The organism is Mycobacterium noviomagense, from assembly GCF_010731635.1.
GTDB lineage: Bacteria > Actinomycetota > Actinomycetes > Mycobacteriales > Mycobacteriaceae > Mycobacterium > Mycobacterium noviomagense.
Genome location: NZ_AP022583.1, coordinates 1,764,174 through 1,775,856, shown reverse-complemented (window position 1 = coordinate 1,775,856; position 11,683 = coordinate 1,764,174). Strand labels below are relative to the sequence as shown.

The following is an 11,683-nucleotide window of genomic DNA, read 5'->3' as shown; positions in this document are numbered from 1 at the left end:
ACAACCTCAGTCCGGCAGGTGCGGCATCTCGAGACCGGGATCGCAGCCGACCAGCACCGCGCGGGTCAGTGCCGATTTGCCGTAGCGCCGCCGCACCCGGTCGACGGCCGCGTCGATGGCCAAGGGCCGCAACTCAACCGTGGTGAACGGCAGCACCAACTGCTCGGCGCCGCTGCGGTCGATATCCGATACCGCAAAGCCGAGCAGTGTCAGCCCACGGTCGGCGATCAGCGGGGCGGCCGCAGCGACCAGGTGGCGGGCCGCAGCGAGGATGGTCTGCGTCGACGACGTCGCCCACGGCAAGGTCCGCGACCTCGTCACCCGGCTGAAGTCGGCGAACCTCAGCCGCAGCCCGACGGTTCGCCCGCTGCGCCCGGCCGCGCGCATCCGGGCGGTGATCCGGTCGATCAGGGTGATCACGACAGCGTCGATCTCCGCGGGGGACATGGCCATGCCGCTGCGGCCGAGTGCGCGCTGCGCGCCGACCGACCGGCGACGTACCCCGCTGGTGACACGGCGCTGGTCGATGTTGCGGGACAACGCATACAGCCGATGTCCCATCGCCTGACCCACCAGCGAGGCAAGCATCGACTCACTGAGCTCGGCGACGTCGGCGACGGTTTCGATGCCGTGTGCGTGTAGCTTCTCGGCGGTCACCGCACCCACACCCCACAACCGGCGCACCGGCAGGGGACCAAGGAATGCGAGCTCGCGATCGGGCGGTACCAGCAGCAATCCGTCAGGCTTGGCCTCCTGGCTGGCCACCTTGGCCAAGAACTTCGTGCGAGCCACCCCGACCGTGATGGGCAGCCCGACCCGCTCGCGAACGTCGGCGCGCAACCGCGCCGCGATCTGTACCGGTGTCCCGGACACCCGGCCCAGGCCGCCGACGTCGAGGAAAGCCTCGTCCACCGAGACCGCCTCGACCAGCGGGGTGGTATCGCGGAATACCTCGAACACCGCGTCGCTGGCATGTGTGTAGGCGCTCATCCGGGGCGGAACCACGACGGCGTGCGGGCACAGCCGGCGCGCCTGCGCGCCGCCCATCGCGGTGCGCACGCCGTAGGCCTTCGCCTCGTAGCTGGCGGCCAACACCACTCCGCCGCCGACGATGACCGGCCGACCCCGCAGCGCGGGGTCGTCGCGCTGCTCAACCGACGCGTAGAAGGAGTCCAGGTCCGCGTGCAGGATCGACGCTTCCGACCGCACGAACATATGTTCGCACGGAGGTGCGACAGTTAACCAGCCTCGCCGTAGACGCTGGTGACCCAGATGTGCACCAGAGTCTCGAGCAGGTGCTCATCGGGTACCGACGGCTGCTCGTCGCCGAAGGAACTCAGCATCACCTTCTCGTTGAGCAGGTTCAGCGCCGCCGACAGATCACGGGCGGGCAGGGTCACCGGCGCGGCTCCGCGGGCGCGCTCGGCCTCGATCACGGTGGCCGTGTGGTCGACCCACTTCTGCATGAACCGCGACCACAGGTCACCTATCTCCTTGTTGGACCGCGCGGCATTGGCCGCCAGCGACACCGCACGGTGCGCGCTGAACGTCTCGACGAACAGGTTGATCCCGCTGCGCCACAAGGTTTTGATGTCGGCCGGCGGATTGGCGACCATGTTCTCCAGAGCGGAGTCGGCCTCGACGATCACCCGCTCGAACAAGGTGAGCAGCACCGCGTCCTTGGACGGGAAGTAGAAGTAGAAGGTCGGGCGGGACAGCCCAGCTCCCTTGGCCAGATCGTCGACTGAGATGTCGGCGAGCGGGCGCTCCTCCAGCAGACGTTCGGCCGTGGTCAAAATGGCCAGTTCACGGTCGTCGCCCGAGGGGCGCGTCGAACGCCGACTATGAGAAGCACGGGCGGGGCTGGCGGTAGTCACAACCGCTACTTTACTCCATGTCGAGAAATTCAACACTATGTTGACTCAATCGACACCCTGTTGATAACGTGGCGGCATGACTGAACACCTTGACGTCGTCATCGTGGGAGCCGGCATCTCCGGCATCAGCGCGGCCTGGCATCTGCAGAACCGCTGCCCGGGCAAGAGCTACACCATCCTCGAGCGCCGCGACGACCTCGGCGGCACCTGGGACCTGTTCAAGTACCCGGGCATCCGCTCCGACTCGGACATGTTCACGCTGGGCTTCCGGTTCAAGCCGTGGCGCTCGGCCAAGTCGATCGCCGACGGCGCGTCGATCAAGGCCTACCTGAAGGAGGCGGCAGCGGAAAACGGTATCGACCAGCACATCCGTTACCGGCATCGCGTGCTGGCCGCCGATTGGTCCGACGCCGACAATCGCTGGACGGTCACCGTCGAGAACGACGGCCACCAGCGCCGGATCAGCTGCTCGTTCCTGTTCGCGTGCAGCGGTTACTACAACTACGACGAGGGCTACTCGCCGAAGTTCGAGGGCGCGGAAGACTTCGAGGGCACCATCATCCATCCGCAGCACTGGCCGGAAGACTTGGACTACGCCGGCAAGAAGATCGTCGTGATCGGATCCGGCGCTACGGCGGTGACCCTGATTCCGGCGCTGGTGAACACGGGCGCCGGCCACGTGACCATGCTGCAGCGCTCGCCGACGTACATCGGGTCACTGCCTGAGGTGGACCCGTTCGCCGAGCGGGCCAACCGGCTGCTGCCAGCGAAAGCCGCGCATGTCGCGAACCGGTGGAAAGCGATCGCGTACAGCACGGCTGTGTACCAGTTCTCGCGGCGATTTCCCAACTCCATGCGCAAGGTGCTGATGCGGATGGCGACGCGTCGTCTGCCCAAGGGCTATGACGTGCAGAAGCACTTCGGCCCGCGCTACAAGCCGTGGGACCAGCGGTTGTGCCTGGCGCCCAACGGGGATTTGTTCCGCACCATCCGGCACGGCAAGGCCGATGTCGTCACCGACACCATCGACCGGTTCACCAAGACCGGCATCAAGCTGTCCTCCGGTGAGGAGCTGCAAGCCGACATCATCATCACCGCAACGGGTTTGAACCTGCAGCTGTTCGGCGGGGCTGTGATCCGGCGCAACGGCGTGCCGGTCGAGCTCAACGAGACCATGGCCTACAAGGGCATGATGCTGACCGGGATGCCGAACCTGGCGTTCACGATCGGTTACACCAACGCGTCCTGGACGCTGAAGGCCGACCTGGTATCGGAATTCGTGTGCCGGCTGCTCAATCACATGGATAAGCACGGCTTCGACACCGTGGTGCCGCAGCACCCCGGGGACTCCGTGGACGAGCGCCCGTTGATGGACTTCACGCCGGGATACGTGCTGCGGGCGCTGGACTACCTGCCCAAAGCCGGCGACCGCATGCCGTGGCGGCTCAAGCAGAATTACCTGCTCGACCTTCAGCTGATCCGGCGTGGCCGGGTTGACGACGAGGCCCTGCACTTCAGCAAGCACGAGCTGGCGGTAGCGGCCTAGCTCCTACGCCGACCAGACGCAAAAGCACCCATTTCGCAACGAAATGGGTGCTTTTGCGTCTGGTCGCGCCTAGACGACGACGATGCCGTCGTCGTCGCTGTAGGCGAGATCGCCGGGCACGAATGTCACGCCGCCCAAACTCACCGCGACGTCGCGCTCACCGGCGCCGGTCTTGGTGCTCTTGCGGGGGTTGGTGCCGAGTGCCTTGATGCCGATGTCGATGCCGCGCAGCGCAGCGGCGTCGCGGACCGCGCCGTGCACGATCAGCCCGGCCCAGCCGTTGTCATGTGCGAGCTGGGCAATGACGTCGCCGACCAGTGCGGTGTGCAGCGAGCCGGCGCCGTCGATCACCAGCACTCCGCCGTCGCCTGGCTCGGAGAGCACCGACTTCAGCAAGGCGTTGTCCTGAAAACAGCGCACGGTGCTGATCAGTCCGGCGAACTGGCTGCGACCGCCGAACTGCCGGAACTGAATGTCACAGCTGCGCACGTCGTCGCCGATGTCGTCGACCAGGTCGGCGGTGGGTCGGAAAGTCACAGGCACCGCGGCATTATTGCAAGCCGCTAGCCGACCGGCTCAGCGGCGGCGCAGTTGCCGGATCAATACCAAGGTGAGCAGCCCGATGGCGATCGCGACCGCCAGCGGCACCGGTGAGCGGACAGCCGAGAGGGCTGCCGCCGGTTGGGAAACCGGGTTGTCGGCTGTTTCAACCGTCGACTTCGCTTGTGCTGCAGCCTCTTTGGCTCCGGCGGCAAGCTGGCCGTTGGTTTCGAGGGGCGGCTGGCCGGCCAGTTTCGGTGCCGCGGGCTCGGCCTTGACGGGGGGCGCTTTCTTCTCCGGTGGTTTCTTGTCGGGCGATTTTTTCGCTGGCGCTTTCTTAGCCGGTGCTTTCTGGGCCTTCTTCGCGGCCTTGGCGGGTGCCTTCTTCGCTGCCGCTTTCTTCGCCGCCTTCTGCGGTGGCTGCGTGGCCGACGACGGGTCGGCTGGCGGTGGCGGCGCCTTCTGCGGAGGCGGAGCTATGTCGACAGGCGGCGTCGTGTCGGGCGGCGGCGCAGGTGCGGCCTCGTCGGCCGGCGGCGCAGGGGGTGTTGGCCCAGCGCCGGGTGCCTCTTCCGGGTGATCCTGCGGGTCTGCCATGCGGCTGCTCCTTTGCAGATTTTCGTCGCGTCCGCCAGTCGCGTACACCAGCAGTCGAACCCCATCATGCCAGGAGGCCACAGGCGCGCCGCTTGCTACTTACGCCTGATGGGAAGCCACGCCCGTCAGCGCCTGCGCCGGGCAGCCCAGAGCGCGGCGCTGGCAACAAGCACCACCGCACCAACTGCAAACGGCCAAGCCGGGACCGCTCCGGACGAGGTGTCACCTGCGTGTGCGGAGGGTCCCGGCACACCAGTACCGGGCACGGTGAGCCGAAACGACCACGATCCAGACACCACGTGGCCGTCCGCCGAGGTCGCTCGGTAGTTCACTGTGTAGGTGCCGGCCGGGCCCAATGGCCGGAGGTTGACGCTGACCACCGCTCCGCTCACCTGCGGTTCGCCGGACGACCAGAGGTTTCCGTCGGGGCCGACGACGGTCATCGCCGCAAAGGTGGTCTGCATCGGCTCGTTGAAAGTGGCGCTCACCCTGGCCGGGCCCACAGTGAGCACAGCGTTTTCGGGTGGATCCGCGGACACTCGAACGGCATGGGCAGCAGCGGTTTGGGACTGCCATGTGCCGAGGCACAGCATTGCGGTAAGCGCCAAGCCCACCGTCACCGCGCGTGCTGCGCTGGTCATCGGCGCTATGCCCGCCGCCGGGCCAGCGCCATGCCGACTCCAAGTGCGGCCACCAACAGGGCGGCGCCGCCGAGCAGGCGAGCGGTGTTGTCGGCCGATGAACTTGTCTGCCGGACAGCCGGTTCCTGCGCGGCGGCTGGCGGTCCCGGCGGCCCCACGGCCAGTGTGAGCCGGGGCGCGGGATGCTCGGGTTCGCCTGCGCCCGGCAGCGGCGGCTCATCCCAGCGCACCACCGACCCGTCGGCGTAGGTCTGGGTGGCCGGGAACGTCGCGGCGTCGCTGTCGGGCAGCTTCAGCGAGATCCGAAACAACCCAAACTGGTCGGCGGGAATGCCGCCGTTCGCCGCCGCGGTCCAGGTGACGGAGCGGACCGTGCCTGATGCGGCGTCCCGGTCTGCCTTGGCCGTCCACCCCGGCATGGTTTCGGTGCGGGCGGAGGTTCCGGCCGGGAGTGCGATGGTGACCGCTGTGGTGGCCGCGCCGGTCGGGGACTCGTTGGGCACCTCGAAGGTGACGACGGCCATGCTGCCGCGCACGGGGTTGTCGCTGCTGGCGTGGATATGTGCCCAGGCGGGAGCGGCCGAGGCGACGTAAAGCGTTGCGGCGGTTGCGATCCCGATCAGGACGCGCCTGACCGACCTGCGGCGGCGGGGCATACGATCGGCGATTCCTAGGTCGAAGGGCGGGATGCAGTCACGATGCGCGACCGGCGGGCGGTCAGCCTACCCCGAGTCGCGCCATCAAGTCGGCTTCGATGCCGTCGAGCTGTTTGGCGATCGCGGCGTGTGCGCCGCGGCGACGCGAGGTGGGCATGTTTTCCGCTGTGGTGATAGCCGCCGACAGATCGCGTAGTCGTTCACTGATGGCGGCGACGAACTGTTTGGTTTCGGCGTCTTTCGGGTTCTTTTCTTCGACCGTGCGCAGCGATCGTTCGGCACCGGCGACGCGGGCGGATAGGCGGGCGCCTTGCCCCGAGAACTGACCGATCTGGGTCAAGGGAATCCCGAGCCGGTCGGCGCGACGCTGGTCGATCAGGCCCCGAGCGGCGATCGCTGCCCGGTAGGCCAGCGGCACGATGACCGGAGCCAACAGCCGAGACACCGTCAGCACCCGGCGGATCCGCGTCGGTGAGAGCAGCTTGCCCTCCCGTACCGCTTTGAGCTGTGTTTCAGCGGCCTTGAGCGCCGCCCGGTCGCTGTCGCGCTGGGCTTTGAGCTGGGCCTTGAGCGCTTTGGCCTCCGCCCGCTGAGCGGCCTTGATCCGGCGCAGCTCGTTTTTCGCGGCCAATTTGGCGTCGAGCTTGGCGCGCAGCCTGATCGCGCGGGCTTCGGCACGACGTGTTGCACGGGTCTTTCGCTTGCCGAACAGGCCCATTGCCGGCCGCCCTCCCGGTATCTCGTCGACTATCGCGGCGCGTGCAGCGCGATCGCTGAGCCAACCCTAATCGGCGCCGGTCGGTGGCCCCTCGTCAGGTCGGGGCGATACGGAAAGCGGCGTCAGGCGTCGACGTTTTCTTTGCGGCGCAGCTCCTCGACCCGCTGCGCAATGTCCTCTTGGGCCTCGGGGGAGAGGGCAGCAGCCCCCAGTGCGATGCGGCGGACGTTCTCGTCACGCATGGTGGCCAGCCACGTCAGTTCTTTGTCGAGCTTTTCGTAGTACTCGTCGTCGGTGAAGTAGGCGGGCTTGATCCGGAAGAAGTTGGCGAGCGCCGCCATGGTCGCCGCGGACGGGTTCGTCCGGTTGCCGGAGCGTAGCTGCGAGAGATACGGAGCCGACATCGTGATGCCCTCTGCCTTGAGCGCCGCGATCACCTCGGCCGATGTATGCGGCCCGCGGCCGGGCGGATACACCGTGTCGAACAGGCGGTTCAGGCGGGCAGCAAACGTCGTGCTCATCGATATGACCTCCAGCGGGCTGCAAGAAAAATGGGTCATCCACGTATTTGCTGAACATCGTAGCGAGTCTTATGGCCACGGCCAAGTGCAAACCCGTACGGAATTGTTTTGCGCGGCCGTCGCGGCGATAGCGAGCGCCGCTGAACGACAACACGTGGTTCACGAGCCGTATACACACTATGCACCAAGGAAAATTATGTCGCGGTGTGCGATCACTGGTTCACCCGCATGGATTGGCGGGCGTCGTCATCGGCGCGCCACCCGCCGTCCGGCAACGAGCCGGCTACGGGGATCGATTCAAAAGCCGATTTGCTGTCGGGTGCCGCCGCTTCGTCGGGGGAGCTCCGTCGAGTCGGCTTGCGCCGACTTCGCGAGCGTCTGTTGGGTCAGTCGTCGCGGAGACGGAGGCGCTGGGGCGCGCGGTGTCAGACGGCGGGCGGTTACGGGCCGCAGGGTCGAGCAGCGCTTGGCGGCGGCGGGCGACGCGCAGCGTTGCCAGCAGCGCCGCAACCGCGATCACTGCAGCGATCGCCGCGACCGCCACCCAGCGCCAGCCCAGCGCGCTGTCGAACAGCATCCACAGCCCGAACGCCAGGAACAGCAGCCCGGCCAAGACATGCAGCAGCCGGACCGGCATGCGGCGGTGCAGCAGAATCCCCGCCACGATGGCCAGACCATTGGCCAGCACCATGGCAACCGTGGTGCCGATCCACACGCCGACCCAGTCGTGGTCGCTGGCCAGCGTGATGGTGGCCAGCGTGGTTTTGTCGCTGAGCTCGGCCAGCACGATGGATGACACCACCGCGAGAAGCGCGAAGCGCGGTTTGCGGACGGGGGAGACGCCGTCGTCGCCGGATTTTGCCTCACGCCACGTCCACACCGCGAAGATCAAAAAGGCAACCGCAGAAGCTAAAGCCATCGGCCGAGCCGGCAGCGTCATACCCAGCGAATGCCCGATTGCTACCGAAACGCCGTGCACCAGGACCGAGGCGATCGCCACTCCGGTCAGCACCAACCACCAGCGGTAGCGCAGCGAATAGGTGATCGTGATGAGCTGCGAGCGGTCGCCGAGCTCGGCGACGAAAACGACCCAGAAGCTCAGTACCGAGGCTGCGAGCATGTGGCGACCTTTCGACGCGGCGCCGACGAAGACTTGCGTCGTTCGTCGAACTTCGGGTCGAAGGTCTCGCCCACCGTCCGCTGTGGAACGGTTCGCCGGCCGGGCTGTTCGCCAGTGTGTCGACTCGACGATTCGGGGCTACTCCCCTTCGCTAACGGTCCCAGGCTAGCGGTCGCAAAAGCGGTACGCCAGTGCAGGGGTCAAGTTCGGGTGGCCGTATTCGACGATTCGCCGAGCGCCTCTTTCTGATCAGCGCACGCGATACCGCTGGATTAGCGGACCCAAACCGCTTATGCGGCAAGCAACATCGCGAGAATCGCGGTGTCGGGGTGGCTGATCGGGTCGACGCCGACGCGGCTCACCATCGACGTGACCGTGCCGTCGGCTTCTGCCTCAACCCAGGCCGCGCGGTGCTCCAGTCCCAGATACGGCAATCCCGGCAGCAGTACGCATCCCGACGCCGCCCCGCTGCATTCCGGCAACGACGGCGTGGTCTCCGACGGTGGATGCAACATCATCAGCGCGGGCGGCTGGTGGTCAGCGAAATGCCCTGGGGCGATGGCGGACTCGCCAACCACCGGTCCTTCGGCCACGACCAAACCCACGGTGCCCGGCTCCGGAGACTCAGGCAGTTCCTCGCGAGCGCCGAAAACAGTTGTGGTGGAAAGCAATCCGGGAAGCGAGGCGACCCGGACGGCCACCATCAGAAGCTGGGCCCACTCCTTCGTCGAATCCGGCCACCGACCAGAGATTACGAACCCCTTCAGCGAACCGCGGGAGTGGAAGGGGGCCACTTCGATGGCCCGGCCTGACCCAGTTTCCATTTCGGACCTCGCGATACCTCCGGCTGCGAACGACTCGGAACCAACACGTCGGCGGGTCGATGAGCAAAGCATGCGGTAGCAAGCGAGTACCCGCAAGCCGACACGGCTAATCAACGTCGGTCTTGCAAAAACAAGGGGCGCCGCGGGTTTAGCGCGACGCCCCTGTCTCCTAGGTGGTATCGGTGCTCTGACCGTCGCGGGCTCAGCCGGCGATCAGGCCCTTGGTCTTGGAGGTCGCGGCTGCATAGCGGGCTTGGACGTCCTCCCAGTTGACCACGTTCCAGAACGCCTTGGCGAAGTCCGGCTTGACGTTCTTGTACTGCAGGTAGAAGGCGTGTTCCCACATGTCGAGCACCAACAGCGGCACGATCCCGAGCGGGAAGTTCGCCTGGTGGTCGTAAACCTGGAATACCAGCAGGTTGCTGCCCAGGCTGTCCCAGCCGAGCGCCGCCCAGCCAGACCCCTGCACGGTGGTGGCAGCAGCGGTGAACTGAGCGCGGAACTTGTCGAACGATCCGAACGCGTCATCGATGGCGGCGGCCAGTTCTCCGGTCGGCTTGTCACCACCGTTGGGGGACAGGTTCTTCCACCACAAGCAGTGGTTGACGTGGCCGGCGAGGTTGAAAGCCAGAGCTTTCTCGTGTCCGACGATCGCGGAGTGGTCGTCTTTGGCGCGCGCCTCTTCTAGCTTCGCGAGGGCGTCGTTGGCGCCTTTGACGTACGTCGCGTGGTGTTTGCTGTGGTGAAGCTCGTTGATCTGACCCGAGATGTGCGGCTCCAGCGCTCCGTAGTCCCAGTCCAAATCGGGCAAGGTGTATTCAGCCACTGAAGATTCCTTCCTTGATCGTCGGTGATCGCATTGTGACGTCCTGCTTGCAGGGTTTCCCGCCACGCGGCGGCCTAAGCGTAATCAACCCTGCTCCATGAGCGGGCACACCGCAACAACGAGTACCCAGAGCGCTGTCGAGGCGCCCGAATCGCCGCGATGTCAGACCAAAACGATGACGGCCAGGATCGCCAACAACACCAAAGCGATCAGCCCGGCACGCACGCCGGCCAGGACGTAAGAACGACTCACGGTGGATGAGCCCGGATACCACTGCGGCGACGACGCCGATCGGGGTCCAAATGGTTGTGTCGTCATCGAGTGCCCCTGGCCTGCACCTAAACCGCCCCCAGTGAGATGAGTCACACACGTGATCTGGTGATGGCGATCATAGCGCCTAACGAGGCGGCAGAAAAATTGAACCGGTAATCGCTGACTGAGCCGCTGTTCATCGGGGTATGCCGCGAACACAGCGCCGCTTTAACTGTGCAGTTGGCGTGGTGGTGGTGCGTCGACCGCTTGGCGGCCGCCAGGGAAGGGATGCTTAGCGCGCCAACTTATTTCGCTCCGCGATCAGCGGCCCTTTGGATGGGCGGCCCGGTTCACCCAGCCTTATCCACAAAGACGGGGAGGAAACCGTATTTGACACCGCGTTAACAGTGCCGACATTTCTCACCGGTTGTGGATAAAGCTGTGGAAATTGTGGATAGCCGTAGATAGCTGGAAATCGATGGACGGCTCACCTTCGGCGTGCTCTGGACCGACCCGTTACGGCGCCGCGCTTAAGCTGGTGCCGTGATCCAGGTGTGCTCCGGCTGCGGCACCCGCTGGAATGTCCGTGATCGCCAGCGGGTGTGGTGTCCGCGCTGCCGCGGAACGCTGCAAGCCCCCGTGCCGCACGCCGACCCGCAGTGGAGCGCACAGCCAAGCACCCAGCCCGGTATCGGGCAGCGCACACCGCCTCGGCTGCCGCCGGGCTTTCGGTGGATAGCGGTACGGCCAGGTCCGCCGCCACCGCCGCGACCTCGCCGGCGGCCGTTGGGGCCAACTCCGCGGTATACGGCAATACCGCGCTGGGGACTGGTCGACCGAGTCGATACCGCCGCCGGTCAGGCAGTCGCGCCGCAGGCAGGACCGACGGCCGCGCGGGTGCGGGCGACGTTGTTGATGAGCATCGTGGTGTTGGCCATCGCAGCGTTGGTGCACGCGGTCCGCTACATCCTGCTGATCATCAACCGCAGCACACTGTTGAACCCCGTGGTGGCTGCGGCGGCGCTGTGGCTGGGGGTGCTGGCCAGCTTGGCGGCGATCGTCGCTGTGCTCACCTGCGCGGTGGTGTTGGTCCAGTGGTTGATCGCTCGGCGGGCTGCGGCGTTCGGTCATTTCCGCCGGCCCGAGCCGCGTGCCATCCGGACCATGTGGGCGGGCTGTTTGGTGCCGCTGGTCAACTTGGTGTGGGCGCCGGTGTACGTCATCGAGCTGGCGACCCTCGAAGACCACTATGCGCGGCTGCGTAAACCCATCCTGGTGTGGTGGGCGCTGTGGATCGTCAGCACCGCGGTATCGATCTGGGCGATCGCGACCAGCCGTGCCCATGATGCACAAGGCATCGCCAACAACACGGTCACAACGGTGTTCGCGTATCTGTTGGCGGCGGCGGTCGTCGCCGCGATCGGCAGGGTCTTCGAGGAATTCGACCGCAAGCCGGTCGAGCGGCCTGTGCATCGGTGGCTTGTCGTCGGCGAGGACGGGCAAGCAGTCGCAGCGACATCGGCCGTTTCTGTTGAGTCAGAGGGCCAGGAACCGGCAGCATAGTC

Annotated in this window: 14 protein-coding genes; 2 read left to right on the top strand and 12 right to left on the bottom strand. The window is 66.3% G+C overall.

Going from position 1 to position 11,683, the window contains the following annotated elements:
* Positions 1-6: 6 nt before the first annotated feature.
* Both dinB and G6N15_RS08130 read right to left on the bottom strand, forming a co-directional pair.
* Complete coding sequence (gene dinB / locus G6N15_RS08135) at positions 7-1,215, bottom strand: DNA polymerase IV (RefSeq protein ID WP_083088194.1); 1,209 nt, start codon at positions 1,213-1,215, stop codon at positions 7-9.
* A 23-nt stretch (positions 1,216-1,238) separates the two neighbouring features.
* Entirely contained in the window at positions 1,239-1,877 is a 639-nt protein-coding gene (locus G6N15_RS08130; RefSeq protein WP_083088195.1) for a TetR/AcrR family transcriptional regulator, read from the bottom strand.
* Positions 1,878-1,953: 76 nt separating this feature from the next.
* On the opposite strand from G6N15_RS08130, the gene G6N15_RS08125 reads away from it, so the two are divergent.
* Entirely contained in the window at positions 1,954-3,423 is a 1,470-nt protein-coding gene (locus G6N15_RS08125; protein ID WP_083088196.1) for a flavin-containing monooxygenase, read from the top strand.
* Between the two features lie 69 nt (positions 3,424-3,492).
* On the opposite strand, the gene rraA is transcribed toward G6N15_RS08125, so the two are convergent.
* From rraA to G6N15_RS22710, 10 genes are all read right to left on the bottom strand, one after another.
* Positions 3,493-3,966, bottom strand: coding sequence for a ribonuclease E activity regulator RraA (gene rraA / locus G6N15_RS08120; RefSeq protein WP_083088197.1), 474 nt, complete (start codon positions 3,964-3,966; stop codon positions 3,493-3,495).
* Positions 3,967-3,999: 33 nt separating this feature from the next.
* Complete coding sequence (locus tag G6N15_RS08115) at positions 4,000-4,443, bottom strand: Rv3852 family protein (RefSeq protein ID WP_232070437.1); 444 nt, start codon at positions 4,441-4,443, stop codon at positions 4,000-4,002.
* Between the two features lie 242 nt (positions 4,444-4,685).
* On the bottom strand, positions 4,686-5,201 hold the full coding sequence (locus G6N15_RS08110; protein ID WP_083088198.1) for a copper resistance CopC family protein: 516 nt from the start codon (positions 5,199-5,201) through the stop codon (positions 4,686-4,688).
* 5 nt (positions 5,202-5,206) lie between these two features.
* Positions 5,207-5,857, bottom strand: a complete 651-nt coding sequence (locus tag G6N15_RS08105; RefSeq protein WP_083088199.1) for a YcnI family copper-binding membrane protein — start codon at positions 5,855-5,857, stop codon at positions 5,207-5,209.
* Positions 5,858-5,918: 61 nt separating this feature from the next.
* Entirely contained in the window at positions 5,919-6,575 is a 657-nt protein-coding gene (locus G6N15_RS08100) for a DUF6474 family protein (RefSeq protein ID WP_083088200.1), read from the bottom strand.
* A gap of 122 nt (positions 6,576-6,697) precedes the next feature.
* Positions 6,698-7,096, bottom strand: a complete 399-nt coding sequence (locus G6N15_RS08095) for a helix-turn-helix domain-containing protein (protein WP_083088201.1) — start codon at positions 7,094-7,096, stop codon at positions 6,698-6,700.
* 283 nt (positions 7,097-7,379) lie between these two features.
* Positions 7,380-8,216, bottom strand: coding sequence for a TMEM165/GDT1 family protein (locus G6N15_RS08090; protein ID WP_083088202.1), 837 nt, complete (start codon positions 8,214-8,216; stop codon positions 7,380-7,382).
* Positions 8,217-8,506: 290 nt separating this feature from the next.
* A complete protein-coding gene (locus G6N15_RS08085) occupies positions 8,507-9,040 on the bottom strand; it encodes a peptidase (protein WP_083088203.1) in 534 nt (177 codons plus the stop codon).
* Positions 9,041-9,242: 202 nt separating this feature from the next.
* Entirely contained in the window at positions 9,243-9,866 is a 624-nt protein-coding gene (locus tag G6N15_RS08080; protein ID WP_083088204.1) for a superoxide dismutase, read from the bottom strand.
* 162 nt (positions 9,867-10,028) lie between these two features.
* Positions 10,029-10,184, bottom strand: a complete 156-nt coding sequence (locus G6N15_RS22710) for a hypothetical protein (RefSeq protein WP_169922523.1) — start codon at positions 10,182-10,184, stop codon at positions 10,029-10,031.
* A gap of 477 nt (positions 10,185-10,661) precedes the next feature.
* Here G6N15_RS22710 and G6N15_RS08075 point away from each other — a divergent pair, with 477 nt between their 5' ends.
* On the top strand, positions 10,662-11,681 hold the full coding sequence (locus G6N15_RS08075) for a DUF4328 domain-containing protein (RefSeq protein WP_083088205.1): 1,020 nt from the start codon (positions 10,662-10,664) through the stop codon (positions 11,679-11,681).
* The last annotated feature ends 2 nt before the right edge of the window (positions 11,682-11,683 follow it).